Consider the following 25,765-nt stretch of genomic DNA (forward strand, 5'->3'; position numbering starts at 1 on the left):
AATCCGGTCTAAACAAGAAAAGGAGCGGGATCTCCTCTTCCTAACAGGTGACAGGCCAGGCCCCTCGCTCCCTCGAAGCTTTTCTCCTTTTTGCTGCCATGTTCCGTTTGACTGCTTCATGTGAAGCTGGGCATAGTGGGCGTGATTTTCAGCACTTGCTTACAAACCAAAAACCGCCTGCCCATAAGCAGACGGCCCATTTTGACGGTAACCAATTTTAGGAATAACCTCGCCATATTTTCCGTTTGACGACCGCAGAATACGCCCACTCCTCGTCTTCCATGTCGCTCAAGGTTTGACCCAGCGCGTTCATTTTGCTGTCGATCATATCGAGGTGGTGAAACAGGATGGCGGTCGGCGTTTTTCCTGAAACGGCGCTTCCCCAGCCGTTCTCGACGTCGCCGTGGTGGCTGAGAATGCAATGCTTCAAGTGAAGAACCTCTGCGTTTCCAAGCGGAATGTCGTGCTTGCGGCAGATCCCGCTGACGATTTCGACTCCCATCACTAAATGGCCGATCAGTTGACCGGGCGTGGTGTATTCGGGAGCGATCGGGTCGGACAGCTCGTACAGCTTGCCGATGTCGTGGAGGATGCAGGTCGCGACCAGCACATCTCGATCCACCTGCGGATAGAGCGGAAGGAGCCGCTCTGCCGCCGTGAGCAGCGAGACAATATGCTCCAGAAGGCCGTGATAATACTGGTGGTGCATGCGCACTCCGGCAGGAAAGGCGCGCAGCCGTTCGCCGGTTTCCGCATCGCTCAGGGCTTCCGTGACGATGGTTTTCAACGTGCCGCTTTTCAGGCTCTCCACCGCTTTCATCAGCTTGCTCCACAGCTCGTCAACTGGAAAGGGCGAGACGGGCACCAGAGACTCCATCTGCACCTCATCCGAAGCGGTTGCGAGACGGACCCGCTGGATGACCAGCTGCTTCTTCCCTCTGTAGCTTTGCACGACTGCATCGATCTTGATGACCGACTTTACCTGTATTTCATCTTTGAGCTCCGGCGAGACATCCCACAGCTTGGCGCTGATCGAGCCCGAACGGTCCCCCAGCTCCAGATTGAGGTACTCGCTCTGATTGCTGGCGACCCCCGCTTCTTTGCTTTTTACCAGACAAAAAGCGACAACCCGTTCTCCCTCTTGATAGTCAAGCAAATATTTCATACATCGGACCTCTCACTCTATTTTTTTCGAAACAGCGTTTGCTCGATCTTTTTCACCAGTTTTTTGCCCACCAGCTCATCTGCGGAACGGACGACCCTGGTAATGACGCGAAGCAAGTCTTCTTCCCCGTTCCAATGCTCCTTCACGATGCTTTCGTCGACATCCACGAGGATTTTTCTCAGGGCATAGACAGCAAGCACCACATCGTCGAGCAGCCCAAATGGGCCTGCGATCGCCTCCGGGATAAAATCGATGGGCGAAATAAAGTAAGCGACGGCGGCGCCAGCCAACGCCTTCGACTGCAGACCCACGCGCTTGTCTGCGAGCAGGCGCGCGAGCAAAACAAACAGGTCCGGAGCCAGCAAAATGTATTTTGCCACTGCCTCGTTGCCGCTTTGTTCCCGGATAAACGCCTCGATCCTTGCTCTCAGCTTGTCGTAAAAGCGCTGATGCTGCTCGGGAAGCTCGATGGGCACCAGTTCTCTCGGCCTTTGGACTGCCGGCAAGTTTTCTCCTGTACCGCGGTTGTCTCGTTGCTCTTCGCTCATGAGTGATTCCCCCGTTTCGGTTTCGACTGTGCCTTTCGCATGCGCCAAAAAGACCAGGCTGCGATCAGAGCAAATACGATTACGAAGAAGATCGCCAGGTTTTTGGCAATAAGACTGAACAGCTCTTCCCAGCGTTCGCCGAGCTGCCACCCGAGTGTGACGAACAAGACGCTCCAGAACAGGCCGCCCGTATAGGTATACAGCATGAAGGTCGGGAACGGCAGACGGGTAATTCCGGCGAAATACGCGGTGAACTGCCTGACGCCGGGGATGAAATACCCGAGCGGCAGCGCCCATTTTCCTACCCGGTTAAACCAAGCCTCCGTCTTTTTGTACAACGTGTAGCCCAGTCCCAATCTTTTTCCATACCGCTCGATAAAGGAAAAGCCAAAGGTTCTGCCGATCCAGTACGCCGCCGTCATCGCGGAGACAGACCCCAAAAAACAAGCGATGAAGGTGGGAACGAGCCTCAGCTGCCCTGTTGACACCAAAAATCCAGAGAAGACGAGCAGCGTTTCCTCCGGCAGTGGCATTCCGATAATCCCCAGAAAAAACAGGGCAAACAGAGCTCCATAACCATAATGTGCAATATATCCGCCAAACGAAGTTACAATTTCCTCCATACACGACACCACATTTCAACCAGATGCACTACTCCCTCATTATGCCAAAAACAAAGCACAGGCACAAATTTTCTCCAAAGCAGACTTCCTGTTTTTGGGAATTATTGTAGAAAAATGACGAAAAACTGCACGTCAGCCGTGGCGTTCTTGCTTTCTTTTCGATATAATGAGTTGAATGAGTTGATCTGGTAAACGAGGGACAAGCCGGCATGTGGAAAAAAATCTTCCGAAAAATGAAGTACGAGTATTACAAGCTCATCCGGATGAAGGGGGCCCCATCCTTTGTGGCTCGCGGATTCTCGGTTGGCATCTTCGTCGAGTTTATTACTTTGCCTACCTTTGGTTTGGCATTTCTCCTGCTTTTCCCGCTGGTCAAGCTATTCCGCTGCAGTCTTCCTGCCGGATTGATCGGCTTCGTTATCGGCAAGATGGTCTTGCCTATTTTCATGGTATTGAACTATCGCTTGGGCTACTCGATTGTGGGCAAGCCTCTCCAAGAGCATCTGGAGCACAACAATGAGTCGATCGGAGGCTGGTTGGTCTGGATGAAGGAAAAGGGCCTGGCTTACTTTACCGGGAGCGCTGTCATGGGACTGATCGTCGCCATCGGCAGTTACTTCCTGGTTTACTCGGCCTTGCAATGGTACCGCCGCAAGCGTGCGCGCCGGGTTCCTGCACGGGGGCCGTCCACCCCATAGCAATAGCCAGCAGGCCAAAGACAGAAAATGCGTTCGGACATCTATGCGAAAAAGACCGGTACTGACTCCTCGTCAGACCGGTCTTTTTCGCGTGAAAGCTTGCATTATCCAAAAAAGCCCTTTTCCCGCAATTGGCTCATGATTTCAGCAACGGTCAGGTTGCCTTCTTGAATCAAGCGAAGAGTTTCCTCTACCTGTTCAGGGGAAAGTCCGTTAGCACCAAGGCTTTCTCGGACAAGGACGATGTTCGGACGGCGGAAGTGCGTTTGCAATGTCCGAAGAACGCGTCCTTCCATTGACGTTTTCAGCATCAGTTCGGTTGTCGACATCTGTTCCACCTCTTTACTAGAAAAATTTGCGCGTACCTTTCATTATCGTACAAACCCGGAAAAGAATCAATGTCTAGATCTCCGGCATCAGGCGGCGTTTGTGCTCCGAAATCCGGTGTAAGTAATCGATGCGCTTCTTGGCCTCCGGATTCGTTTCCCCTGTAATCAAAAGCCGATCCAGTTCCTCGTAGGTAAAGCCCATTTCCTGTTCGTCCGTCTGTCCTTCCCACAGGTCGGCAGAAGGCGGCTTGACGATAATGGATTCGGGAACCCCCAGCTCACGGGCGAGAATGCGCATTTCGTGCTTGGTCAGACTGGCAACCGGGTTAAAGTCGGCTAGTCCGTCGCCGCCTTTGGTCATGTATCCGACATGTACCTCGCTCCGGTTGCAGGTGTCCGCCACCAGGTACCCCTTTTGATTGGCGATCGCATAAAGCGTCGTCATGCGCAAACGGGCTTTGGTATTACCTCGGGTTTTATCATCCAGCTTCAATACCCCTTCAATCGCCCGCAGGATCGCATCGTAGGCCGGACCAATATCCACTGTATGCAAATCCAGCTGGATGGCCTCCGTAAGCTTGCGGGAATCCTCTTCATGGACTGGCAGGGAATAAGCAGGCATCCATACGCCGATGACCCGATCCCTACCTAGCGCACGGACGCAAAGCGCTGCGGTCACCGCGCTGTCGATCCCTCCGGAAATTCCGACGACGACACCGCCCAGTCCCGGTCCGTCCACCTGCTGGCGGATGAAGGCCACTCTCTTCTCGATGTCTTCTTTCACATGAGCCTGGTAATTCTCTAAATGCGCTTCAAACTTGTCCATCTCAAGAACCCCCCGTCTCCTACATTTCCTCCTCATCCTACCACGCGGAATTGACTGTGGCAATCGAGGGCAAACAGGTCTACACTATAGAGAGAAAGACTTACTAAATGAAGGAGCGAACCGATGATCATTCTCAAAAACCAAGAAGAAATTGAACAGATGAGAGCAGCAGGCGAGATTCTGGCTGCCTGCCATCGGGAGTTGGCCAAATTGATCCGCCCTGGCGTCACTACCTGGGAAATCGATCAATTCGTCGAGGGATTTCTGAAAAAACATAACGTAACCCCCGAACAAAAGGGATATTCCGGCTATCCATACGCGACATGCGCATCAGTCAACGATGTCATCTGCCACGGCTTTCCGACAAAGGAGCCCCTCAAGGATGGCGATATCGTCACGATCGACATGGTCGTAAACCGGAACGGATGGCTTGCCGACTCCGCCTGGTCCTACGCTGTCGGAAACATTTCTGACGAAGCGAGGAGGCTGTTGGAGGTAACGGAAAAATCGCTTTACCTGGGGATTGAGCAGGCCGTTGTAGGCAATCGCATCGGCGACATTTCTCACGCGATCCAGACCTATGCCCAAGCGCAAGGATACTCGGTCGTCCGTGACTTTACCGGCCACGGCATCGGGCAAAAAATGCACGAGGAGCCGTATGTTCCCCACTACGGGCCGCCAGGGCGCGGGCCGCGCTTGAAAGAAGGCATGGTGATTACGATCGAACCGATGCTCAATGTGGGAACGTATCATGTGAAGATCGACGAGGACGGCTGGACAGCGCGTACACGCGACGGCAAGCTGTCTGCCCAATATGAGCACACCATCGCCATCACGGCTGACGGTCCGTTGATTTTGACCAAACAATAACAATAAGGAATGAAAAAAGTGGCCCCCTGGCAATCAGGCTGAGCCACTTTTTCGTTATGCGCGAACGCTGTTCGCAGCTGCGCTGGCAAACTCTTCCAGCTTCTTGACGTCTTTCTCCAGTTCGCGGATATCTTCTTCAATCAGCTTCTTCAGGTGCTGTTTTTCCCGCAGTACTTTGCGGGTCTGCTCCAGACGCTGGTTCATGTCGAACACGCCGAGATACACTGCCTTTCCCTCCCTATGTAAGTGCTTCATTCCACCTTACATCATATGCGGGAAGACAGAAAAGTTGCCGCCTAAACACCTCGCCATTTGGCCAATTCGGCGCGAAGGCGGTGCACCTCTTGGACAAGGGCGCGTTTTTCCAGCCGTTCGATTTCACTGTCCAGATCACAGCCGCGTCCGAACATCGGATCATACGGATCCGAGCTTTCATGGCCATAGGACCAAACCGGCTCCTTTGGCATCAGCAAAGCCAGCAGAAAATAAATCAGAAGCGGCAAACCCGTGAACAGCGTCAGGATCACCACACCGATCCTCACCAAGGTGGCGTCCACTCCGAGAAAACGGGCCACTCCCCCGCAGACGCCAAACAGGCGCTTGTCGTAACGAGATCGATATAAGCGTCGTTCCATCATGACATTCCTTCCTCTCTTTGTATCCGTTTCCGTTTGTACCTCCAAGATACCTGAAAGGAACGCCGATCAAAACTGGCCCTGGGGGGATTTGTCCTCCGTCCCGGGACGGAGGTCGCGGTCGGACCCTGTTTCGCGTATGAAATGGCATGGCGACGCCAACTCTACAATTGAGGTGAATCCGATGCCATTTCTGATCATTTTTTTGTCTGCCATGCTGACTGGATGCACGCTAGCGAATAACTCGCCGGAGCAGCTCCGTACAAACGCTGTCTTGCAAAGCGACAGAAGCATGTATTACCAGCAAAACGTCATTCTCCCTCCAGGAATGGAGCCGAACGCCACACCGTACGGAACGCCGGCGAATTCCGGAACAGCCGGAGAGTACGGCCGAACCCTCCGCAGGGACGCTGTGTCGCATTACCCAGGCTGGGACTAGACGACCCGTTTATCAAATAACCTGATTGGCGAGCAGGGCCTGCGTAATGCCGATAAAGTATTCCGATTCCCGCCGAATATGATTCAGCACAGTCGTCGCTACCGGGTTGTTGCGAAACGGCGCACTGGACTCGCCTATTTGATTGAGCAGCCGGATAAACTGCTCGCTCTGCTGCATCGCAAACATAACCAGTTCCCTGATTTGATGCAGCACCTCGGGACTTACCTGATTGCCGGATCTCACAACAGCTTCGATGTACCGAACAAACAAGCCTTGCGTTTGGGCAAACGCCTGCTCCCAGGCCATCAGCGCCTCGACAAATGGCGTTTCCAGGTTAGGCGCAAGCTCGCGAAGGACTACGGTGTGCTCGCTTTCTTGCTGCTTCCAGAAATCGCCTTCGTCTAGGATTCTGAGCGGCATCTTGTCGTCGTAGTAAAATTGCACAAACAACTCCTCCTCTGTTTCTCTTTGCCCTGGTTGGGTCCACCACAGTTTATGTGTCGGCAGCCCAAGGTTGTGCTTGCTTCCCCAAATAATTAAAAGACCGTCGGTTCGGACGGTCTTTACGGTTTATTCAGTTGGTACACAGGCCGCGGGCGCTCGAAGGGCTCGCCGAGTTTGGCGTAGGATTGGCCTGCCAGACGGCTGACCGGCGCAAAAGCCCCAATGTCTATTTTCCCGTTTTGGTACAGACGGTCATCCACATGGACGTGTACGACTTCGCCAATGATCAGATCGGAAGTGACGGGGTCGCCCAGTGTAACGATTTGATGGAGCCTGCACTCAAATTGAATGCGCGAATCGGCCAGCCGCGGCGGGCGGACGGCCGCACTTGGAGTCGTGCCCAGCCCCAGGGCATCTACTTCCCCTACCTCTGGAGGAAAATCGGCAGAGGTTTGATTGGCGACATCCACATTGTAGACGTCCACCATATTGACGACAAATTCTTTCGTCTCCGCTATGTTGCGGGCAGTATCTTTCCTGACGCTGCCGGGTTTTCGCATGACCGCAATGGAAACCATCATCGGCTCTATGCTCGCGACATTGAAATAGCTAAACGGAGCTGCATTCAGGACACCGTCCCGGCCGATCGAGGTCACCCAGGCGATCGGCCGCGGCACGATGCAGCCGATCAGCAGCTTGTATTTGTCTTGTCTTTCAATCGTGCTGATGTTGATTTCCACTAACAGACACCCCTTTTCACTCTGGTGCAGGCGGCAGCCAGCTGCTCATGTAATCCGGGTCCTCAATTTCCAAAGCCTGCTTGGTCACATACAGCGGTTTAAAGGTATCCAGCATGACCGCCAGCTCCTTGGTCTCCTTTTTGCCGATGCTCGCTTCCACCTTCCCCGGGTGGGGACCGTGCGGAATGCCCATCGGGTGGAGCGTGACGGACCCTTCATAAATGCCTTTGCGGCTCATAAAATTGCCGTCGACGTAATACAGCACCTCGTCACTCTCTACATTGCTGTGGAAGTAAGGCGCCGGGATCGCCTGCGGATGATAGTCGTACAGTCTCGGCACGAATGAGCAGACGACAAAGTTTTGCCCGGCAAAGGTCTGGTGAACCGGCGGCGGCTGGTGAATCCTGCCTGTAATCGGCTCAAAATCGTGAATGCTGAGCGCGTACGGGTAGAGGTAGCCGTCCCATCCGACCACGTCAAAAGGGTGAAAATCAAACATGTAGCTGTAGAGGGTAGACTGACGCTTGACCCGAACCTCGAAGGAGCCCTCTTCGACATGCGTATCCAGCCGCTCCGGCCCGCGAATATCCCTTTCGCAAAACGGCGAATGTTCCAACAATTGCCCGTGCTCGTTGCGGTAGCGCTTGGGCGGGACGATTTCGTTCTGGGACTCGATCACAAGGAATCTGCTCGGCGTCTTCGTCTCAATCCGGTAGGTCGTGCCGATCGGGATCACCAGATAATCGCCCGGGTAGTACGGAATCGTTCCGAAAATCGTCTGCAGCTCGCCTTCTCCCTGGTGGACGAACAGCAATTCATCCCCGTCCGCATTCCGGTAAAAGTAGTTCATCTCGTCAGTGGGTACACAAATGCCGAGCACGACATCGCTATTGCCCAGCAAATACGTTCTGCCTGAAACCGGGTCTCCTCCCGCGGGAGCATCGAATGTCTTGAAATGCTGATGCTTGAGATCGGCTTGCTGGACATATTCCGGCTTTACGTCGGCGACTCTTCTCGTCGATCGGACCTGGGTCGGCGGATGATGGTGATACAAAATCGATTGAATGCCGGAAAAGCCTTTTGTTCCCATGACCTGTTCCCTGTACAGCTCCCCGTTTGGCTTGTGAAACATCGTATGCCGCTTCTTCGGTATCTCACCCATGCGGTGGTAAAACGCCATCGCGAACCCTCCTATTCAGAAATGGTATTTGTTAACACGCCGAGTCTCTCGACTTCAAGCTCCACCACGTCACCGGCTTCAAGCCAGCGGTGACGCTCCTCTCCCAGCTCAAGAATGCACCCTGTGCCGACTGTGCCCGAACCGATGACATCGCCGGGATAGAGCGGGCAATCCGCGGACGCGCGGGCAATCATCTGGGCAAACGTGTAGTGAATGTCCTGGAAGCAGCCGCGGGACAGCTCGATCCCGTTGACCCTCGCCACCATCTTCAGCGCGTAGCGTGCCCCTTCTTCGCCGGTCATGCAGACATCGGCCAGCTCATCGGGAGTAACCAGCCACGGTCCCATGGAAGTGGCGAAGTCTTTGCCTTTTGCCGGGCCAAGCCCTACCTTTACTTCCTCCCGCTGAAGGTCGCGCGCGCTCCAATCGTTCAGAATGCAGTAACCGGCGATGTGGCGATCCGCCTGCTCCACTGGTATGTCAACGCCTGCCTTCCCGATTACACACGCGATCTCCAATTCGTAATCGAGCCATTTGGTCGACGCCGGCTTTTTCACCCGGGCGTTTGGACCGACAAATGCGGCCGCATTGGAAAAATAGAAAACGGGGAACCGATACCATTCCGGCACCATGTCCAATCCGCGGCGGGCTCGCGCCGTCTTGACATGCGCCTCAAAGGAGTAAAAATCCCGAAAGCTCCGGGGACGAGGCAACGGCGACCCCAGTGTGACCGCTTCTGCGGGGAATGATTGCTCCCCGCTTGCGATAGCTTCCTGCCCAGACAAAACCTGCAAGGGCTCTCTCCATCTCTCCCACTCGTCCAGCAGCTCCAGCATCCCGGAGGGCGCGCCGGGCAGGATGGAAGCGATGTCCGCAATGCGGCCCTGTCGAAAGATTCCGGTTCGCCACGCATCCTTGTTCTGCACTCGATACGAAACCAGCTTCAAATGCTCTCACTCCTTTCCTGAGTATTCATACCCACAAACTGTCAATCAAATGGAACCCAAAAAGCCCAGCATACGCGCAAGCCGAAGAAAGGAGCTGGAAAACAGAACAAATCCATTTTCACAAGGCACCCGATCAAGCTCATTTACGTACGCTGGGCTCAGTCTGCTCTCGGAGAAGACCTTGCGGGAATTCCCCCGCAGACGACCAGCAAATTCCATTGCTCACTGTTTTTTCATATGTATGATTATCATACCGGAAACGGTTGCAAGTTGCCAGAGGCAAATAAGTTTCGGCTTCTTCACTCCAGCCCGTCACCTTCAAAAAACTTTTTGCACAGCAAAGCCATATCCTCCGGCAGCGGCTCGTTCCACTCCATCTCCTGCCCTGTTCGCGGATGGGCAAAACAAAGCCTGGCCGCATGCAGCGCTTGCCGACCAATGTAAGCTCTGCTCCCCCCATACATGTCATCACCCGCCAACGGATATCCCAAAAAGCTCATATGGACCCTGATCTGATGCGTACGGCCCGTTTCCAACTTCAGCTCTACTAGGCTCATGCCGTTTCCCCGCCGCCGAACCCGGAAACGGGTTACCGCTTGCTGTCCATCCGGGCGAACCTCCCTTGTGATGATGGAGTCGTTCCGAAGACCGATCGGCTCATCAATGACCCCCTCTGTGTCTTCGCACACCCCTTCGACGATGGCGATATAATAGCGGTGCAGCTGGCGCTCCTTCTGCAGACGGCTGAATTGCTCGTGCGCCCACTGGTTTTTGGCTACGATCATCAGGCCGGACGTGTCCTTGTCCAACCGGTTTACCGGACGGAATTTGCGCTTCTCTCCCCGCTCCTGCCAATAATAGGCCACGCCGTTTGCCAGGGTATGGCCGCTGTGGTTTCCGGTCGGATGGACGACCAGCCCTGCCGGTTTGACGATCACCAGAATGTCCTCGTCCTCATAGCGAATATGCAAGTCCATCGGCTCGGGGGCGAGCATGTCCTCTTCGGCCGGGACGAGAACGCGGACCACGTCTCCCTCCGTCAATCGCTCAGTCACATAGACAGAAACCCCGTTTCGCGTAATATCCCCCTGATACTTCGCTCTGACCAGCAAGCGCCGGGATACGCCAAAGTCTTTTTGCAGAACGTCCCGTATGGTCATGCCCTCATGCCGTTTGGCGGCAGTTATTTGCAAAAGCTCTTCAAACATGCAGTCACACCTTCTGTCGCTTCAACTCCTGCCAGTATATCAAAAACAGCTGTGTGCGTCCTGTCGCCGAACAAGCACTAGAGAGAAATGCGGGCGCTTCGATCATCGCTGGCCGACGCTGCCTTCGTTTACATCGATTATTTGTGGGCGAAAGTGGTCCTTCCGTGGCTGGAGGATGCGCATCGGCAGCTGTCGGGACGACGCGCTTACCGCTCCTGATGCCATTTTTGCCGAGCGCCCTACTCGATGCAAATGGACACGCGCTTGCCACCAACTGCCACCCTGGCTTTGCCACCGATCGGAAACGTGATGATCGGGCTGGTGTGCCCGAAGTCTGCATTGGCGACGACTGGCATGCCCGCCAGTTCCGGTTTGCTGCGAATGATGCGGATGAGCTTCTCTTCTGTCATTTGCGAGGCTTTTTGAAAACGTCCGACGACGATCCCCCGGACGCCGGCAAAAGCCGGCTGATGGATCAATGATTGCAGATCCCGGTCAAATGTCGCAGGCGACACCTCCAGGTCGTCCTCGATAAACAGGATCGCTCCCTCCAAGCTCGGCATGTACTCTGTGCCTTGCAGCAAGTTAAGTGTGCAGAGGTTTCCGCCGATGATTGTCCCTTCCGCTTCTCCTTCCTGGATCGTCAGGTAGCCTTCATTGCGGATAAAGCTGCGGTTTTCCTGATCGAGATACCATTCGTCGTCGCTCCATTCGGCAGCGGGTGCGACGACGAATGGCCCTGCATTGCCTTCTTGTTCCTCTGCCGGATCCCCTTCCAGCAAGCAGCGCTGAAAGTAATGCTGCGTGTACTCCGATCACTGTCAAAATTCCTTTTACCTGCTTGTCGGCAAACGCCTCGTGAAGGTCTTCAAGCTGCTCTTTTACCGAGCTGGACACAAATTCGTCGCAAGCCTCCACATGCCTGCCGAACGTCACCCGCAGGCCCATCGCTTCCAGTCTTGCTTGCGCCCGTTCTCTTACGTCCTCGGACAGCAGGGCCATGCTTTTGCTCGGCGCGATGATTCGGACTTCATCGCCCGGCTGCAATTTTTGCGGTCTCATGTACTTCACTCCCTGCCTGCTTCTTTTCGTTGCAGATTTCTATTTGCGTAATTTCATCCATTATACAGGGAAAAACAGCATGTTCCAGCAAAAAAACCTCCTTCGCAAGGAAGGAGGTTTACGCTTTGACAGTGGACGCGTAAAATGGCGGGAATGGATTACTTCGCCGCTTTGGCCGCTTCGATCGCAGCTTCGTAGTTTGGATGCTCGCCGACAACCGGAACGTATTCGGCATAGACGACTTTGTCGTTTGCATCCACGACAAACACGGCACGGGACAGAAGACGCAGTTCTTTAATCGCTACGCCGTACGCCAGACCGAAGGAAAGATCGCGGTGGTCGGACAGCGTTTGCACCTTGTCGATGCCGGCAGCACCGCACCAGCGGCCTTGCGCGAACGGCAGGTCGACAGAAATGGTCAGGATGGTCACGCCGTCCAGCTTTGCAGCTTCTTCGTTAAAACGACGGGTTTGCGCGTCGCACACGCCTGTGTCCAGAGACGGAACAACAGAGATTACACGCACGGTGCCTTTGGAGTCTTCCAGAGTAACCGGGGTGAGGTTGTTCGCCAATACGGTGAAGCTAGGAGCAGTGTCCCCTACCTTTATTTCAGGTCCGAGCAATGTAACCGGGTTGCCTTTGAAGGTAAAAGCGCCTTGACGTTCTACTGCAGATGTCATCTAATCTTCCTCCTCACAAAATGATAGTGGGTTATGTACCTTCTCAATCATACCTTATTTTTCTATGATTTTCACTATGGAAACAGGAGAATTACAGATTCAGACGCAATCCGCCGACCTGGTTTTGTTCAAGCTTGGTAATGCTTTTGATTTCGTGTTCATACTCCCAGCCGCTTTTTCTGTTCAGCTCATGGCAGCGCATGAGAGCGTGATACAAGGCAAATAAAAAGCTCACTTTTTTCAGCTCATAACGGGTGCACATGGATTGCGGGAGAACGGTGTTGACGATTTCAATCCGATATGAGCTCGTTTCCCGGGGCCTGCGGGTCGGAACGACGAACCCCATCCGCTTTAGCACGAAGCCGTAATCAAACTCCCCGTTATCGTCGAAATCGACAGTCTCCTCCGACGTCGCCAGCCATTCCAGGAGCGTTTCCAGATCCAGCTGCTCGAAACAGGCTGGCTTCGGCAGAGCAAGCACCGATCCGTCGTCATTGATGAAGTAAATTGAATCCCGATAGTGGAAGATCAGCTCATCCTCCGGCATCTCGTCGCAAAACATCCAGTTCGCAGGCGGTATCAGCATGCGCCAGATCTCGACAGGGGTCTTTTGCAAAAAGTCCATGGCAGGGCCCCTCCTTTCCCTACCATTTTGGGCAAATCCGGTTGCCGCTATTCACCCCCGGTATTGCATATACCGCCGCCAATCCCCGGACGGAATGTAAATCCCCTCCCGTCTGGCCCAGTCTTCCTTTGCATACCTGTACAGAAATGCTTGCACCTCTTCACCCTCGGCGATCGTCATGGCGCTTGCCACGATCCGTTCATACTCGTTGCGGGGGTCGCCCGGTCCAAAATAGTCTTCAAGCTCGTCCAGTCCGGCTAACGCCTCTTCATAGACGTCGCTTGAAAAAGTGAGGAGCGCTCCTTTGACAGTCCCGGATTCGCTCCGCAGCAAGCCGGGATAACCAGCGGAAAAATGGTACAAATGTCCCCTTACCACTGCAGGCTGAAGCGTATGAGAATAAGGCTTAACATACATATTATGGTTGCCGAAACCGGGAAGCAGCGAACCGTATACAAACACGGGCAGGATTCTCGTCATGAATATTTCCACCTATCTCAAGATTTTTCAGAAAAAAAGGGGTGTTTCTGTATCAACAATTTTGTATATTTACTCTATATATAATTTTCACTTTAAAAAGTGATTGAGAGGACAAAGGGGGAGAAACATGACAAAGAGAAAAATCAACCGGCTGCTGGTCGCCAACCGCGGCGAAATCGCCATTCGGATTTTCCGAGCGGCAACGGAACTGGGCATTCGAACCGTAGCCATCTATTCCGAGCAGGACAACGTGTCGATTCATCGCTTCAAGGCGGACGAGTCGTATCTGGTGGGAGCCGGAAAAGGCCCCATCGAAGCCTATCTGGACATCGAGAGCATCATTGAGATCGCCAAGCGCAACGACATCGATGCGATCCACCCGGGTTATGGATTTCTCGCGGAAAACGCGGAATTTGCGCAGCGCTGTCTGGAGGAAGGCATCATTTTTATCGGACCTTCGTTCACTCTGATCGACAAGTTCGGAGACAAGGTCGAGGCTCGCCGAATGGCCGTCCAGGCGGGCATTCCCGTCATACCGGGTACGCCCGAACCGATCGAGACGCTTCAGGAAGCCCTTTTGTTCGCCAAGGATCACGGCTATCCGATCATCATCAAGGGCGTATCCGGCGGAGGCGGCCGCGGCATGCGGATCGTACGGAGCCGGGATGAGCTCCAGGACGCCTTGGACCGGGCCCGTTCCGAAGCTCGCTCTGCCTTTGGCAACGCCAAGGTGTATCTGGAGCGGTATTTGGAAAATCCCAAGCACATCGAAGTGCAGATACTCGGTGATACACACGGCAATATCGTCCACTTGTTCGAACGGGACTGCTCTGTGCAGCGGCGTCATCAAAAGGTGGTCGAGGTCGCGCCAAGTCTTTCCCTGAATGACGAGCTGCGCGAAGCGATCTGCCAGTCTGCGTTGAAATTGATGAAGGAAGCCGGATACTCCAACGCGGGTACCGTCGAGTTTTTGCTCACGCCTGACGGTCAATTTTACTTTATCGAAGTAAATCCGCGCATTCAAGTGGAACATACGATTACCGAGCTGATCACAGGCATTGATATTGTGCAGGCGCAAATCCGCATTGCCGAAGGGCACAGCTTGTCTGATCCGGAAATCGGCATCCCTTCCCAGGAAGCTGTTCAAATGAGCGGCTATGCCATTCAGTGCCGGGTGACGACGGAAGACCCGGAAAACAACTTCCTGCCCGACGCCGGACGTCTACTGGCATGGCGTTCAGGCGGAGGCTTCGGAGTGCGTCTCGACGGCGGAAACGGCTATCCGGGAGCGATCATTACGCCGTACTACGACTCGCTGCTGGTGAAAATCTCCACGTACGGCACGTCTTTTGACCAGGCTGCCCGCAAAATGCTCAGAACGCTGCGCGAGTTCCGCATTCGCGGCGTCAAAACAAATCTCCCGTTTCTGGAAAACGTGGTGACCCATCCCGATTTCCTCAGCGGGCAATACGACACATCTTTTATCGACACCAAACAGGAGCTGTTCATTTTCCCGGGCCGTCAAGACCGGGGCACCAAGCTTTTGAGCTATATCGGCAACACGATTGTCAACGGCTATCCGGGACTGTCCAAACAGGACAAAAAGCCGCACTTTGACACGCCGCGCATCCCGCGCACGCCTTTTGCCCAGCCGTATCCGGACGGAACCCGGCAAATCCTCGAGCGCGAAGGCGCGGAAGGCCTCGTAAAGTGGATTCAGGAGCAGAAACGCGTGCTCGTGACCGATACCACCTTCCGCGACGCTCATCAGTCGCTGTTTGCGACCCGTGTCCGCACGTACGATTTGGCCGCCGTGGCGGAGGCGGCCGGGAAGCTGGGAGCGGGTCTCTTTTCACTGGAGATGTGGGGCGGCGCCACGTTCGACACTTCAATGCGTTTCCTCAGGGAATCGCCGTGGGAGCGCCTGCAAATACTGCGTCAGCGAATCCCCAACATTTTGTTCCAGATGCTGCTTCGCGGGGCAAACGCCGTCGGCTACACCAATTATCCGGACAACGTGATCCACGCTTTCGTGAAAGCCTCCGCCGAGAACGGCATTGACGTCTTCCGCATCTTCGACAGCCTCAACTGGCTGCCGGGCATGCAGACAGCGATCGAAGCCGTCCGCAACTCCGGCAAGGTGGCGGAAGCGGCGATCTGCTACACTGGCGATATTCTCGATCCAGCAAAGACCAAATACACGCTGGGCTATTACGTCGATCTCGCAAAGGAGCTGGAAAAGGCCGGGGCCCATATTCTCGCAATCAAAGACATGGCCGGACTGTTGAAGCCATACGCAGCCTTCGAGCTGATTCGTGCGCTGAAGCAGGAGATCGGCATTCCGATCCATCTGCATACGCATGACACATCAGGAAACGGCGGCGCCATGCTCCTAAAAGCGATCGAAGCCGGCGTCGATATCGTCGATGCGTGCGTCAGCTCGATGTCGGGACTCACTTCCCAGCCCAGCCTGAACGGCTTGATCGCGTCCCTTGAGCACACCGAACGGGATACGGGTCTCTCCATCGACGCATTCAACAAGCTTTCCGATTACTGGGAGGACGTCCGTCCGTATTACCAAGGCTTCGAGAGCGGAATGAAGGCGAGCAATACCGAGGTCTACGTGCATGAAATGCCGGGGGGCCAGTACACCAACCTTGAGCAGCAGGCGAAAGCAGTGGGACTGGAAGGCCGCTGGGACGAGGTCAAACAGATGTACGCCATCGTCAACCAGATGTTCGGCGACATCGTCAAGGTGACCCCCTCCTCCAAGGTCGTCGGAGATATGGCGCTGTTTATGGTACAAAACGGGCTGAACGAAGAAAACATCTGGGAAAAAGGCCAGCGGCTCGATTTCCCTGACTCCGTCATCCAGTTTTTCCAGGGATACCTGGGGCAGCCGCCGGGCGGATTCCCGAAAGAACTGCAGGCGCTCGTCCTGAAGGGCCGCGACTCTTTTACGACTCGTCCGGGCGAGCTCCTGGCACCCGTAGACTTTGACAAGGCCGCATTGGAACTGACGCAGAAGATCGGGCGGGAAGCGACAGAGCTGGATGTGCTCTCCTACATCATGTACCCGCAGGTTTTCCTGCAATACGACCAAGGCCTGAAGGAATACGGCGACCTGTCCGTACTCAATACCCCTACCTTCTTCTACGGCCTTCGTCCGGGCGAAGAGACGGCGATTACGATCGAGCGCGGAAAAACGCTGATCATCAAGCTGGTCGCCGTGGGTGAGCTGCATCCGGATGGACGGCGCATCATGTACTTTGAATTGAATGGCCAACCGCGGGAAATTTTCATTCGCGATCACGCCGCCAAGGTCTCCGAGCTTGCTCGGCGCAAAGCCGATCCGCAAAATACAAGCCATCTCGGCGCGTCCATGCCCGGCAAAGTCTTAAAAGTGCTTGTGGCTGCGGGCGACAAAGTACGCAAAGGAGAGCACATCCTGGTTAGCGAAGCAATGAAAATGGAGACCACGATTCAAGCGCCGGTGGACGGAAAAATCAAAGCCGTTCATGTAAAAGCGGGAGATGCGATCGAAACGGGAGACTTGCTTGTTGAAATGGAGTAGGATTGGCTTATAATGGTAGGAAGAAGCCATTGCAAGCGAAAGGAGGAGATGGGCGTGCGCCTCGCACAGGTCAGCCATGTTCCGTACAGCCAGCGGGTAGGACCGTACCACTTTCAGATGATTCAGGCCAGATTGAGCGGCCCTGTTCAGCCGATTGTCGGATACAGCTTGCAGCCTTTTTATACACGACAGCAGCAGTGGATGACGGATATGGCTGACTCCCTCTCCCAGCTATATCGGTTTACGGCCGAATTGAACCAGGCGGCCAAACAATTTGATCCGGCTCGAAAAAACAGTGTCCTGTACGCGCGGATTGCCGTTAGTTCGAATGCCGAACGCGTTCAGGCAAAAGCTGGCCCAAAAGCAAAGCCGGGCAATCATCAGCTGGATGTCATCCGTTTGGCTGCGCAGCAAACGAATCGGGGAGACATGGTTGAAAGCAGCGGCCCTTCCCTGCTGCCGCCCGGGCAGTATACGTTTTCCGTGACAGTCGGACAACAGGAAAAAACGCTTTTCGTCGAAGCCAGGGATGGTGAAACCCACGAACAATTGCTGAAGCGTTTGACGGGTGTCATCCATCAATCAGACCTCGGGGTAACCGCCTCCATCGAATATTCGGGGGAGCTGAGCAGGCTGATTCTCCGCTCCAGCCAAACCGGCCTGGAGCACGCTTTTCAGCTAAGCGATATAAACGGAAGCCTCGTCCGTTTGCTCGGACTGGGAAAGGTCGATGTGAAAGCTGGCGATGCAGAGTACGTGCTGGACGGGACGCGTCGCAGCTCCCCCTCCAACCACGTGGATATAGCGGAAAAGGTGACCGCGACCCTGCTGCAGCCAGGCAAGGCGTCCCTCTCGATCCAGCCGGACAGCGAACTCTTGCTGCAAAAAACCCGTGAACTGGTGAATCGCTACAATCGCCTGCATACATTTGTGGAGGGACGGCCGAGCATTTTCACAGCCAATCTCCCTGAATCGCTGCAGCAGATATCCCTCGCCATTCATGCCGGGCTTGCTGATTACGGACTGCACTTGACCTCGGATGGCCGTCTGGAATTGGACGAAGAGACGCTGCTCCGCTCCTTGGAACGCGATTTTTCCGCGTTTGTCAAAGACGTATCCAAAGTATCCGGGCTGATCGAAAAAGAGACCGCTGCATGGCGGACTACTTCCCCTGCGGTGTTAACCGGCTTTCTTGATAAAGGATCGTCAGTCCGGGCTTTTTCCTCGTTTCTCTTGCCCCATCACTTCTACCGGCAAGCAGTTTGCACGGGCTTGATTATCAATCAATTGTGGTGAACACTGACCTCCACGAAAAGGCTTTCGGTTCGATACCAATGTGCTGACAAGAAAAGACAGGTTTGCCCCCAAGCGGCTTACCTGTCTTTTTTCGTATTTATGCCTTCGGTCAGCTTCGTTCAATCAATTCTTCCAGATCATGCTCGTCGACATTGGTTACGATGGTGGTCGAAGAGATGGGCGCCTCTTCCTTTTTGCCAAACATCCCCTGCATTTTTTCCACAAACTGAGGCACGCTGTCCAGGATGCGGTCATACAGATGCGTGGTATTTTCAAGGGGAATGGAACGGATGCCTTGCTTGCCCACGACGAGAAACGCAACAGGGGTAATCGATACGCCGCCGCCGCTACCTCCGCCAAAAGGATGCCCGATCACGCCCGGATGATCGCGCTCGTATTGAAACTCACTGCCCCCGGCCGCAAAGCCGAAGCCTACCTTTGAGATCGGCAGGATCACACTTCCGTCCGGCGTCTCAACCGGATCGCCAATGATTGTATTCACATCGACCATTTGCTTGAGATTTTCCATAGCGGTTCTCATTAAACCCTGAATGGGATGGTCTGCCATATGATTTCCTCCTTACCTGGGTGAAAAGCCAGTTTGCTTCAACCGTTTACAAGTAGTAGCTTACCCCAAACACGAACAGGCCATGTACGCTTTTTCTACGCCCCGGACGGATTGGTCTCCCATTTATGGACACGCCTCTTTCTCAAGCGAAAAAGCAGCCGAATACCGGTCACCATGACATGACCGAGGAAAAAGCGAAGGATGCACCTCGCCTGGGTTCGGATGATTGCTTGATCCCAGGCAGGCTGCACGCTAAGCTTTGGCATGCTCCGCAATGAAATGGCATGGGAGAAAAGAGCGATCAGCATGCTCTTTACTCCCCACACCGCACCGAGAATCGCACCGGTCTCCGCTGCTTCACCGGTTCCAAGAACAGTGTGCCATTCCAGACGCTCGCAACGAATATGCTTGGCAAACTGCTGAATGATCGGTTTAAAATCATGGAACCGCTCCAGAATGACTTGGTAATTGTTCCTCCACTTCTGCAGTTGGCGCCGTCCGACTCCTCGCATGGATTCGGCTGTCTTCTCTTCCTGTTTAACCGTTTCCATTTTTGCCTTTAATTCCGGGCCGTTTTCGGTCTGTTTTATCATCACGATCGGCAGCTCGAATTTGCGTCGGATCAGGCGAAACCATGCCGAAATTTCCACCACGAGATGATCGTTCTCTCCGACCCTGCCGTAGTAAAGCGATATACGTACGGGAGTTACGGCAAGAAAAACGATAAGAACAAAGAGTCCAATAAGTATCCAGCCCAACAAAAAAACCCCATCCTTTCACCGTTAGTATGAGTGAATGGATGGGAAAATATGTTGCAAGAGGAAAATCTATCAGTCGAGGATATAAACGGTGACGCCACCCTTTATCCCATGGTTTACAGCTTCGACCTGCGACGAGAAAAACAGGTCCACACGGTTATTTTTCACCGCGCTGCCGATATCGGCCGCAACAGCATAACCGTAGCCTTCAATGTACAAATGACTGCCAAGCGGTATTACCTCGGGATCAACGGCTACAATCCCTACCCGCAATGGAAACTCCAAATAGGAGAGCGCCTCCGCTTTGTCCACCGGATACGTGTAGGCTGTCGTCTCAACCTCCAGCTTCTTTATGAAAGGAGCTCCCGCAGGAGACTTTTGTTCCTCTCCTTTGGCAAGAAGATTGGCAACCGTATAGGTCGCTGCTTCCGCCCTTGTTACCTGATGATGCGGCTGCAGATTTCCATCCTGATACGCATTCACCAACCGGTTTTGCAGTGCAAAAGCAAATGGTTTCTGATAAGCCTTTTCTACACCCCGACCATCCGGAAATTGCTGCAAGGTTTGGGCCGCTGACAACCAAGGCAATTGATACACCTTGCCGCTGTCGCCCATCGCCCGTATCAGCATGGAAACCATCTCTTCCCGCCTGACCGGCTCGTCCGGCTTGAAGACGAGTTTTCCCTCATCAGAAAATTCTCCGTGAACGATCCCCAGTCGATAAGCGGTTACGGCGTATGCAGCCAGCCAGTCGCCTGAAGGAATATCCGCAAAGGGAGACGCCTCCTGAGTCGCTGGCTGCACTCCTTTTGCTTTTAAAAACATTGTGACTAATTCTGCCCGGGTGATCGGATCATCAGGGCGGAAAGTCTTGGAATCACCAATTACGTCCGTTATGTATAACTGTTGAATGTCCTTCTCTGCCCAATGTCCGGCTACATCGGTAAATGGTGTGTTTTCCCGTGTTGTCTCTGCCTCAGCCTTTGGCGTCCCCGTGAAGATGACTGCTGCCAGCGAGGCTAGAATCAGCATCTTTTTCATCATCAACCTCCTGTAGTCGATTGCTGGAAATCTCTTTGTACTATTGTAAAGGAAAATATTCAGAAAACAACCCCTCAATCATTGCCAGCCCCATTTGCTTCCAAAATCGTGACCAATGCATGAAAAAGGGAGCTGCCGCAGTAGATGATTCTTCTGCCGGACAACTCCCTTACTCTACGATCCCCAAATAGACCAGGTCTTCCAGGCCGATCTGTCCTGTCACAGCAAGACCTTCTTTCTTTTGAAAGCGAAAAACTGCTCTTTCAAAATTTTTATCAAAATGACCGTGCAAGCGACCCGTGTAGTAGCCTGCCGCCTTTAGTCGATTCTGTACAAGCTTGACCAACGCCCCTCGCGAACCCGGTACCAGCACTCGGTAGGTCAGTCTTTCGTGTCCCATGATCGGACCGTCAATCAGGACCGGCGTTCCCACCTTGACCAGCGGGTAGAGCTTCTCGACGTCCTTGTTTTTCATCCGAAAGCATCCATGGCTGACATACCTTCCTATATGCTCAGGACGGTTTGTCCCGTGAATTCCGTACGTGCCCCACTCTACATTGATACCGAGCCAGCGGGAACCAAATCCCCCGCCCCAATTCAACGATTTTTGCGTGATCTTGAATAATCCAACCGGCGAGGGTGTATCGACAGCTCCGGGTGCTATGCGATAAGAAGCAAGCTCTTCGCCTGAGCCGGACCGCAGGTACAGTTTGTTCTGCCACAAGTTGATATAAATGTAGACGGACGGGTCAGCCTGCTCGGCGTGAACCGGAACAAGCGGGAGCAAGAGGAGCATGGACAAGACAGTTAGAAAGACTCTCATACAGGTGTGATCGCTCCATTACTAGATCTGAATACCCCAGATGAAAGGCGGTGCACGAAACAAATCAACGCCGGTTATCTGGCAAAGATATGGCTGCCGATTTTTTTAATCTGCGGCCTTGACCAAATCCATTTGGACGTGGCTGTTTCGGGATTGAAGTAATAAAGGGCATTCCCCGAAGGGTCCCACCCTCGCACAGCTTCATAAGCGGCCTGATAGGCTGTCTTTCCCGGAGTAAGCCAGTATTGTCCGTCATCAATGGCTGTAAAGGCATAGGGTTGAAAAATAATGTCTTTGATCGTGTTGGGGAAATTTTTCGATTGCAAGCGGTTCATCACGACTGCCGCAACAGCCACCTGACCGACGTACGGCTCTCCCCGGGCCTCGGAGTATACCAATTGAGCCAGCATCTGCATCTCGGATCGATTTACGGTAACTTTTTTCAGTTTTTTCCATGTGAATCTGCCAGTGATCCCATCTGCAGGCATCCCGTACTTCTTTTGAAACTGACGAACTGCCTGGGTAGTCTTTCGTCCGTATATGCCATCCAAAGGACCTTGATAGAGACCCATTACCTGAAGGCGATATTGCAAATCCCAGACGTCGCCGCTGCGACTCCCCTTTTTGAGCATGGGCGCCGCGGATGCCGGAACGGCTAGCAAGAAAACGACCAGGATAGACAAAAACAGGGAAATCCCTCTTTTTTTCTGAAACACCTATATCCCCCTCCTCAAGCCCCCATTCTATCGGGAGAGAAGATCAGGTTCAATTCTAGGTTTTTGGCACGCTTGCCAATACATGCCGCCCATTTTCCGAAGGACATTCCCGATCGTTTAGCCCTTTGGTTTAAACAGTACCGCCGCAAAAAATCCAAACACAATTGCAGCCGATATTCCTGCGCTCGTCACTTCGAATATGCCGGTAATTACACCCACGATCCCGTGCTTTTCCGCCTCCTGCATGGCTCCGTGGACCAACGCGTTGCCAAAGCTGGTGATCGGTACCGTCGCCCCGGCTCCGGCGAATTTGATCAGCGGCTCGTACAGGCCAAATCCATCGAGCAAAGCCCCTGCTACGACCAGAGCGGACATTGTGTGAGCGGGCGTCAATTTGACAACATCGAGCAGAAACTGTCCAATCAGACAGATGGTTCCTCCCACTAAAAATGCCCAAAGGAACGTCATGCTATCCCTCCTCCGGATGCTCTGCTTCAATTGCTACCGCATGAGCGATGCAGGGGATGCTTTCTCCTTGCTGATAGGAGATGGGAGACAAGAGAGCTCCTGTAGCGACGACCAGTATTCGTTTCCATTCGCCTTCTCTCATCCTCCGCAAGAGATGTCCGTATGTAACTGTTGCGACACAGCCGCAGCCGCTCCCTCCCGACCACACAGTCGGATTATCCCCGTATATGAGCATGCCGCAATCGATGTATCGATCCAGCGGAATATCGACATTATGCTTGGGCAAAAGCTCTGAGAGGATCTTGTGGCCAACCTTCCCCAAATCTCCCGTTACGACGAGATCATAGTGATCGTGCGGAAGCCGCATATCGCGGAAATGAGTCTCAATCGTCGAGAGCGCAGCAGGTGCCATCGCCGCGCCCATGTTAAACGGGTCGCTCAGCCCCATGTCGACAATGCGGCCGATCGTAGCGGCTTGAACCCGCAGCCCGGGCCCCTTGCTCCCCACAACTGCAGCGCCCGCACCAGTGACGGTCCACTGAGCGGTGGGCGGCTTTTGCGAGCCGTACTCGGTCGGGTAGCGGTACTGTTTCTCCGCCGCGCCGTTGTGGCTTCCTGTAGCGGCCAGGACGTAATCGGCTGACTGGCTGTCTACCAATAGGGCTCCCAGCGCCAAGCTTTCCATGGCCGTCGAGCATGCTCCAAAAAGGCCGAGATAAGGGATTCCCAATGTGCGGGCGGAGAAGCTGGCAGAGATAATCTGGTTCATCAGATCGCCGGCAAGCAAAAAGTGGATTTGCTCTTTCTGCAGTCCCGCCTTTTCCACTGCTTTGTCGCAGGCTTCCTCCAACAGAACTTTTTCGGCTTTTTCCCAGCTGTCTTGTCCCATCATGAGATCCCCGTGCGTAATATCAAAATCCTCTCCCAAAGGTCCTTTTGCTTCGAAAGGACCGCCGATAGCAGCCGAACTGAGAATGACCGGCCTCGAAGGGAACACCCATGTTTGATGCCCTTGTCGCATGGCTTATCCTCCCATTTTGATCAACGTTTTCACGATCCCGATCACGAATGCGGAAAAAACTCCAAAAACAATCACTGACCCCGCCAGTTTGAACATGTTTCCGCCAACTCCCAGCACGAAGCCTTCACTCCGATGCTCAATGGCCGCCGATGCAATCGAATTGGCAAAACCGGTCACCGGAACACTCGTCCCGGCCCCTGCCCACTGTGCAATCCGGTCGTATACGCCCAAGCCGGTCAAAAGAGCGGACGCAAAGATGAGCACCGCGACTGTCGGATTTCCAGCTGTTTTTTCCGTAAAGTCAAAGTAACGGATAAACATCTCCTGCAGTCCTTGTCCGATCAGACAAATCACTCCCCCTGTCAAAAAGGCGCGCGTAAAATTGCGCACCAAAGGGCGCGGAGGTTCGTGGCGCTTGGCTAACTGCTGATACTCCTGCTGGATGGGAGTAAGCTTTTTCTTTTTTTGATCCGCCATGTTTTTCCCTTCTTCCCTATCTTGTAAGCAGCGGCTTGACTTCATCCATAATCTTTTGCAATTCCTCGGCGTCTTTTTGGTACACCTGTTTTTGCCGCTGATTTTTCGTAGACAGCGCAAACACCTCCAGATCCGCCTGACACTTTTTCAACTGCGCATAGGTTAATTTCAACGCCTGCGGTTCAGCCACTTTGATTTTGTCGTCATACAAATCAAGGTATAGCTGACCGCCTTTGTCAACCTGCCCGATAAAGACGTTTTCCAGGGCGACTCCGGCTTTCTGCAGCTCGGACCGTACCCAGGAGCGGTTTAAGCCCATGTTCGACAGTGGCTCATCCATGATCATCCCATCCATGATGACCGTTTGCGGCTCCTCTGCCGGCGACACCTCAAGCTCAAGGTGCTGCGGGGTCACTGGCTGATGCTGGGATTTTAAAAGAACGCTCAACTCTCCGCTGGTCTCCATCACCGCAAACTCGACGTCGGCCACGCGAAACACATTTTTGATTCGCAGCTGCTCCATCAAGTCTTCGGCAGTCCACCGCTCTTTTTTCAGGTTGTCTTCCAACACCTTGCCGTCCTTGACCAGGATGGTCGCCTTTCCCTCAAAAAAATCTCGAAGCTTCTTGCTCTTTAAGGACAGCCATTCAAACAAGACGGGAAAGATTGCTACAACCGTCAGAGCGATCAAACTGTGGTAAATGGGGCCGTCCATCTCTGTCGCCATGAAGGCAGCGATAGAGCCGATCGTAATGCCGACAATGTACTCAATGTACGTTAATTGCCTGATTTGACGTTTGCCGATTATTTTTGTCAGGATAAACAGATAGACCACAGCTCCGAGTGAGCGCAGTGCGATATTTAACCAATCGGGCACGAAAAAAACCCTCCCGCTCATGTACTAGAGAAGAGGAGAGAGAAGCCCCCTCTCCCGTTTTCTGGAAATTGCCTAGAAGCCTTTGTATTGCGGCTCCTCGTTTTCAAGCTCGGTAACGCGCTGCTGCAGATTGGTCACGATTGACTCAGTCTGCTGTGCCGCTTGCGTGTACAACTGTTTCGCTTGCTGGTTTTGAGTGCTGAGAGCAAATTGTTCCAGATTCGCTTGCGCGCCCTTCAAGCTTGCCAGCGTCTGTTTCACTTGGGATGCAACTGTCATCTGATTCACCTCCTAGCACCTATAGAGTCAACCAATAGCAGGCATTTAATCCCACGCTTTTTAAAATAGCAGATGTAAATTTTTTACAATTGGTAACAAAAAGGAAAGACACCTTTCTGGTGCCTTTCCCACATTCAACCTATTTGGTTATGCACGACCAGCCAATTGTTGTTCAGCGAAGGAAACGAGACGCTTGGTGATCTCTCCTCCAACCGATCCGTTTTGACGGGAAGTGGTGTCTGCTCCCAGTTGAACACCGAACTCAGCAGCAATTTCGTATTTCAGTTGGTCCAGAGCTTGGTTGGCTTGCGGTACCAGAAGATTGTTACGGGAACCACCGTTGTTTGCCATCTGTAATCACCTCCTCG

Annotated in this window: 31 protein-coding genes and 1 pseudogene; 5 read left to right on the forward strand and 27 right to left on the reverse strand. The window is 53.6% G+C overall.

The features are described 5' to 3' along the window. Positions 1 to 217: 217 nt before the first annotated feature. From Q3F21_RS16045 to Q3F21_RS16055, 3 genes are read right to left on the reverse strand one after another with little or no spacing between them, the layout of a single operon-like run. On the reverse strand, positions 218 to 1,165 hold the full coding sequence (locus Q3F21_RS16045) for a 3'-5' exoribonuclease YhaM family protein (RefSeq protein WP_340254927.1): 948 nt from the start codon (positions 1,163 to 1,165) through the stop codon (positions 218 to 220). 17 nt (positions 1,166 to 1,182) lie between these two features. After that, entirely contained in the window at positions 1,183 to 1,713 is a 531-nt protein-coding gene (locus Q3F21_RS16050; protein ID WP_340254930.1) for a YkvA family protein, read from the reverse strand. Next, the gene (locus Q3F21_RS16055) at positions 1,710 to 2,336 is read right to left on the reverse strand and encodes a DedA family protein (protein ID WP_340254933.1); all 627 of its coding nucleotides are present in this window, start codon (positions 2,334 to 2,336) and stop codon (positions 1,710 to 1,712) included. Before Q3F21_RS16055 ends, Q3F21_RS16050 begins: the two co-directional genes overlap by 4 nt. Before the next feature lie 209 nt (positions 2,337 to 2,545). Here Q3F21_RS16055 and Q3F21_RS16060 point away from each other — a divergent pair, with 209 nt between their 5' ends. Next, positions 2,546 to 3,034, forward strand: a complete 489-nt coding sequence (locus tag Q3F21_RS16060; RefSeq protein WP_340254936.1) for a DUF2062 domain-containing protein — start codon at positions 2,546 to 2,548, stop codon at positions 3,032 to 3,034. Between the two features lie 104 nt (positions 3,035 to 3,138). Here Q3F21_RS16060 and Q3F21_RS16065 read toward each other — a convergent pair whose 3' ends face one another. Together Q3F21_RS16065 and nadE are read right to left on the reverse strand one after the other, a co-directional pair. Beyond that, a complete protein-coding gene (locus Q3F21_RS16065; RefSeq protein WP_340254939.1) occupies positions 3,139 to 3,363 on the reverse strand; it encodes a hypothetical protein in 225 nt (74 codons plus the stop codon). A gap of 73 nt (positions 3,364 to 3,436) precedes the next feature. Then, on the reverse strand, positions 3,437 to 4,189 hold the full coding sequence (nadE, locus tag Q3F21_RS16070; protein WP_340254942.1) for an NAD(+) synthase: 753 nt from the start codon (positions 4,187 to 4,189) through the stop codon (positions 3,437 to 3,439). Positions 4,190 to 4,312: 123 nt separating this feature from the next. On the opposite strand from nadE, the gene map reads away from it, so the two are divergent. Beyond that, the gene (gene map, locus Q3F21_RS16075) at positions 4,313 to 5,059 is read left to right on the forward strand and encodes a type I methionyl aminopeptidase (protein WP_340254945.1); all 747 of its coding nucleotides are present in this window, start codon (positions 4,313 to 4,315) and stop codon (positions 5,057 to 5,059) included. Between the two features lie 54 nt (positions 5,060 to 5,113). On the opposite strand, the gene Q3F21_RS16080 is transcribed toward map, so the two are convergent. Continuing rightward, positions 5,114 to 5,284 carry a hypothetical protein gene (locus Q3F21_RS16080; RefSeq protein WP_340254948.1) on the reverse strand — a complete coding sequence of 57 codons (171 nt, stop codon included), beginning with the start codon at positions 5,282 to 5,284 and terminating at the stop codon, positions 5,114 to 5,116. Between the two features lie 71 nt (positions 5,285 to 5,355). Next, positions 5,356 to 5,697: a PspC domain-containing protein gene (locus Q3F21_RS16085; protein ID WP_340254951.1), complete on the reverse strand. Its 342-nt coding sequence runs from the start codon at positions 5,695 to 5,697 to the stop codon at positions 5,356 to 5,358. A 181-nt stretch (positions 5,698 to 5,878) separates the two neighbouring features. Between Q3F21_RS16085 and Q3F21_RS16090 the strand changes: the two genes are divergently transcribed. Next, positions 5,879 to 6,133: a hypothetical protein gene (locus Q3F21_RS16090; RefSeq protein ID WP_340254955.1), complete on the forward strand. Its 255-nt coding sequence runs from the start codon at positions 5,879 to 5,881 to the stop codon at positions 6,131 to 6,133. A gap of 12 nt (positions 6,134 to 6,145) precedes the next feature. Here Q3F21_RS16090 and Q3F21_RS16095 read toward each other — a convergent pair whose 3' ends face one another. The 9 genes and pseudogenes from Q3F21_RS16095 to Q3F21_RS16135 all read right to left on the reverse strand — a co-directional run bounded on the left by Q3F21_RS16095 (position 6,146) and on the right by Q3F21_RS16135 (position 13,499). Beyond that, positions 6,146 to 6,577 carry a DUF2935 domain-containing protein gene (locus tag Q3F21_RS16095; protein WP_340254958.1) on the reverse strand — a complete coding sequence of 144 codons (432 nt, stop codon included), beginning with the start codon at positions 6,575 to 6,577 and terminating at the stop codon, positions 6,146 to 6,148. A gap of 119 nt (positions 6,578 to 6,696) precedes the next feature. After that, positions 6,697 to 7,317, reverse strand: coding sequence for a flavin reductase family protein (locus Q3F21_RS16100; protein WP_340254961.1), 621 nt, complete (start codon positions 7,315 to 7,317; stop codon positions 6,697 to 6,699). Positions 7,318 to 7,333: 16 nt separating this feature from the next. Further along, positions 7,334 to 8,497 carry a homogentisate 1,2-dioxygenase gene (locus Q3F21_RS16105; protein WP_340254964.1) on the reverse strand — a complete coding sequence of 388 codons (1,164 nt, stop codon included), beginning with the start codon at positions 8,495 to 8,497 and terminating at the stop codon, positions 7,334 to 7,336. A gap of 11 nt (positions 8,498 to 8,508) precedes the next feature. Then, entirely contained in the window at positions 8,509 to 9,444 is a 936-nt protein-coding gene (locus Q3F21_RS16110) for a fumarylacetoacetate hydrolase family protein (RefSeq protein WP_340254967.1), read from the reverse strand. A 299-nt stretch (positions 9,445 to 9,743) separates the two neighbouring features. Beyond that, entirely contained in the window at positions 9,744 to 10,652 is a 909-nt protein-coding gene (locus tag Q3F21_RS16115; RefSeq protein WP_340254969.1) for an RluA family pseudouridine synthase, read from the reverse strand. A gap of 239 nt (positions 10,653 to 10,891) precedes the next feature. Then, positions 10,892 to 11,714: pseudogene (locus Q3F21_RS16120) on the reverse strand (S66 family peptidase). Positions 11,715 to 11,872: 158 nt separating this feature from the next. Further along, positions 11,873 to 12,394: a thiol peroxidase gene (tpx, locus tag Q3F21_RS16125; protein ID WP_340254972.1), complete on the reverse strand. Its 522-nt coding sequence runs from the start codon at positions 12,392 to 12,394 to the stop codon at positions 11,873 to 11,875. A gap of 91 nt (positions 12,395 to 12,485) precedes the next feature. Then, positions 12,486 to 13,019 (reverse strand): hypothetical protein, encoded by a 534-nt coding sequence (locus Q3F21_RS16130; RefSeq protein WP_340254975.1) that lies wholly within the window; start codon positions 13,017 to 13,019, stop codon positions 12,486 to 12,488. Positions 13,020 to 13,070: 51 nt separating this feature from the next. Continuing rightward, positions 13,071 to 13,499 carry a gamma-glutamylcyclotransferase family protein gene (locus Q3F21_RS16135; protein ID WP_340254978.1) on the reverse strand — a complete coding sequence of 143 codons (429 nt, stop codon included), beginning with the start codon at positions 13,497 to 13,499 and terminating at the stop codon, positions 13,071 to 13,073. Between the two features lie 127 nt (positions 13,500 to 13,626). Between Q3F21_RS16135 and pyc the strand changes: the two genes are divergently transcribed. Then, on the forward strand, positions 13,627 to 17,073 hold the full coding sequence (gene pyc, locus Q3F21_RS16140; RefSeq protein ID WP_340254981.1) for a pyruvate carboxylase: 3,447 nt from the start codon (positions 13,627 to 13,629) through the stop codon (positions 17,071 to 17,073). Between the two features lie 54 nt (positions 17,074 to 17,127). Continuing rightward, positions 17,128 to 18,369 (forward strand): flagellar cap protein FliD N-terminal domain-containing protein, encoded by a 1,242-nt coding sequence (locus Q3F21_RS16145; RefSeq protein WP_340254984.1) that lies wholly within the window; start codon positions 17,128 to 17,130, stop codon positions 18,367 to 18,369. A gap of 109 nt (positions 18,370 to 18,478) precedes the next feature. Here Q3F21_RS16145 and ytfJ read toward each other — a convergent pair whose 3' ends face one another. The 11 genes from ytfJ to Q3F21_RS16200 all read right to left on the reverse strand — a co-directional run bounded on the left by ytfJ (position 18,479) and on the right by Q3F21_RS16200 (position 25,748). Next, on the reverse strand, positions 18,479 to 18,937 hold the full coding sequence (ytfJ, locus tag Q3F21_RS16150) for a GerW family sporulation protein (protein ID WP_340254987.1): 459 nt from the start codon (positions 18,935 to 18,937) through the stop codon (positions 18,479 to 18,481). 95 nt (positions 18,938 to 19,032) lie between these two features. After that, positions 19,033 to 19,698, reverse strand: a complete 666-nt coding sequence (locus Q3F21_RS16155; RefSeq protein WP_340254990.1) for a DUF2953 domain-containing protein — start codon at positions 19,696 to 19,698, stop codon at positions 19,033 to 19,035. A 69-nt stretch (positions 19,699 to 19,767) separates the two neighbouring features. Next, positions 19,768 to 20,736, reverse strand: a complete 969-nt coding sequence (locus tag Q3F21_RS16160) for an S-layer homology domain-containing protein (protein ID WP_340254993.1) — start codon at positions 20,734 to 20,736, stop codon at positions 19,768 to 19,770. Positions 20,737 to 20,905: 169 nt separating this feature from the next. Further along, positions 20,906 to 21,559, reverse strand: a complete 654-nt coding sequence (locus tag Q3F21_RS16165; RefSeq protein ID WP_340254996.1) for a L,D-transpeptidase family protein — start codon at positions 21,557 to 21,559, stop codon at positions 20,906 to 20,908. 74 nt (positions 21,560 to 21,633) lie between these two features. Continuing rightward, the gene (gene sleB, locus Q3F21_RS16170; RefSeq protein ID WP_425341268.1) at positions 21,634 to 22,191 is read right to left on the reverse strand and encodes a spore cortex-lytic enzyme; all 558 of its coding nucleotides are present in this window, start codon (positions 22,189 to 22,191) and stop codon (positions 21,634 to 21,636) included. Between the two features lie 201 nt (positions 22,192 to 22,392). Beyond that, a complete protein-coding gene (gene spoVAE / locus Q3F21_RS16175; RefSeq protein ID WP_340254999.1) occupies positions 22,393 to 22,743 on the reverse strand; it encodes a stage V sporulation protein AE in 351 nt (116 codons plus the stop codon). 1 nt (position 22,744) lies between these two features. After that, a complete protein-coding gene (spoVAD, locus tag Q3F21_RS16180) occupies positions 22,745 to 23,764 on the reverse strand; it encodes a stage V sporulation protein AD (protein ID WP_340255002.1) in 1,020 nt (339 codons plus the stop codon). A gap of 3 nt (positions 23,765 to 23,767) precedes the next feature. Further along, a complete protein-coding gene (gene spoVAC, locus Q3F21_RS16185) occupies positions 23,768 to 24,241 on the reverse strand; it encodes a stage V sporulation protein AC (protein WP_340255005.1) in 474 nt (157 codons plus the stop codon). A gap of 16 nt (positions 24,242 to 24,257) precedes the next feature. Then, positions 24,258 to 25,118, reverse strand: coding sequence for a DUF421 domain-containing protein (locus tag Q3F21_RS16190; protein ID WP_340255008.1), 861 nt, complete (start codon positions 25,116 to 25,118; stop codon positions 24,258 to 24,260). 72 nt (positions 25,119 to 25,190) lie between these two features. Beyond that, on the reverse strand, positions 25,191 to 25,397 hold the full coding sequence (locus Q3F21_RS16195) for a DUF1657 domain-containing protein (RefSeq protein WP_003386720.1): 207 nt from the start codon (positions 25,395 to 25,397) through the stop codon (positions 25,191 to 25,193). A 147-nt stretch (positions 25,398 to 25,544) separates the two neighbouring features. After that, positions 25,545 to 25,748, reverse strand: coding sequence for a small, acid-soluble spore protein, alpha/beta type (locus tag Q3F21_RS16200; RefSeq protein WP_340255012.1), 204 nt, complete (start codon positions 25,746 to 25,748; stop codon positions 25,545 to 25,547). Positions 25,749 to 25,765 lie beyond the last annotated feature (17 nt).

The sequence above is a fragment of the Brevibacillus borstelensis genome (genome assembly GCF_037834415.1).
GTDB lineage: Bacteria > Bacillota > Bacilli > Brevibacillales > Brevibacillaceae > Brevibacillus > Brevibacillus borstelensis_A.

Coding starts and splice junctions, on each gene's coding strand:
- spoVAC (WP_340255005.1), bottom strand. CDS start 24,241: ATGGCGGATCAAAAAAAGAAAAAGCTTACTCCCATCCAGCAGGAGTAT.
- Q3F21_RS16085 (WP_340254951.1), bottom strand. CDS start 5,697: ATGATGGAACGACGCTTATATCGATCTCGTTACGACAAGCGCCTGTTT.
- Q3F21_RS16060 (WP_340254936.1), top strand. CDS start 2,546: ATGTGGAAAAAAATCTTCCGAAAAATGAAGTACGAGTATTACAAGCTC.
- Q3F21_RS16200 (WP_340255012.1), bottom strand. CDS start 25,748: ATGGCAAACAACGGTGGTTCCCGTAACAATCTTCTGGTACCGCAAGCC.
- Q3F21_RS16135 (WP_340254978.1), bottom strand. CDS start 13,499: ATGACGAGAATCCTGCCCGTGTTTGTATACGGTTCGCTGCTTCCCGGT.
- nadE (WP_340254942.1), bottom strand. CDS start 4,189: ATGGACAAGTTTGAAGCGCATTTAGAGAATTACCAGGCTCATGTGAAA.
- Q3F21_RS16160 (WP_340254993.1), bottom strand. CDS start 20,736: ATGAAAAAGATGCTGATTCTAGCCTCGCTGGCAGCAGTCATCTTCACG.
- Q3F21_RS16130 (WP_340254975.1), bottom strand. CDS start 13,019: ATGGACTTTTTGCAAAAGACCCCTGTCGAGATCTGGCGCATGCTGATA.
- Q3F21_RS16050 (WP_340254930.1), bottom strand. CDS start 1,713: ATGAGCGAAGAGCAACGAGACAACCGCGGTACAGGAGAAAACTTGCCG.
- Q3F21_RS16105 (WP_340254964.1), bottom strand. CDS start 8,497: ATGGCGTTTTACCACCGCATGGGTGAGATACCGAAGAAGCGGCATACG.
- Q3F21_RS16195 (WP_003386720.1), bottom strand. CDS start 25,397: ATGACAGTTGCATCCCAAGTGAAACAGACGCTGGCAAGCTTGAAGGGC.
- Q3F21_RS16055 (WP_340254933.1), bottom strand. CDS start 2,336: ATGGAGGAAATTGTAACTTCGTTTGGCGGATATATTGCACATTATGGT.
- pyc (WP_340254981.1), top strand. CDS start 13,627: ATGACAAAGAGAAAAATCAACCGGCTGCTGGTCGCCAACCGCGGCGAA.
- Q3F21_RS16045 (WP_340254927.1), bottom strand. CDS start 1,165: ATGAAATATTTGCTTGACTATCAAGAGGGAGAACGGGTTGTCGCTTTT.
- spoVAE (WP_340254999.1), bottom strand. CDS start 22,743: ATGACGTTCCTTTGGGCATTTTTAGTGGGAGGAACCATCTGTCTGATT.
- tpx (WP_340254972.1), bottom strand. CDS start 12,394: ATGACATCTGCAGTAGAACGTCAAGGCGCTTTTACCTTCAAAGGCAAC.
- ytfJ (WP_340254987.1), bottom strand. CDS start 18,937: ATGGCAGACCATCCCATTCAGGGTTTAATGAGAACCGCTATGGAAAAT.
- Q3F21_RS16090 (WP_340254955.1), top strand. CDS start 5,879: ATGCCATTTCTGATCATTTTTTTGTCTGCCATGCTGACTGGATGCACG.
- sleB (WP_425341268.1), bottom strand. CDS start 22,191: ATGCTCAAAAAGGGGAGTCGCAGCGGCGACGTCTGGGATTTGCAATAT.
- Q3F21_RS16115 (WP_340254969.1), bottom strand. CDS start 10,652: ATGTTTGAAGAGCTTTTGCAAATAACTGCCGCCAAACGGCATGAGGGC.
- map (WP_340254945.1), top strand. CDS start 4,313: ATGATCATTCTCAAAAACCAAGAAGAAATTGAACAGATGAGAGCAGCA.
- spoVAD (WP_340255002.1), bottom strand. CDS start 23,764: ATGCGACAAGGGCATCAAACATGGGTGTTCCCTTCGAGGCCGGTCATT.
- Q3F21_RS16065 (WP_340254939.1), bottom strand. CDS start 3,363: ATGTCGACAACCGAACTGATGCTGAAAACGTCAATGGAAGGACGCGTT.
- Q3F21_RS16165 (WP_340254996.1), bottom strand. CDS start 21,559: ATGAGAGTCTTTCTAACTGTCTTGTCCATGCTCCTCTTGCTCCCGCTT.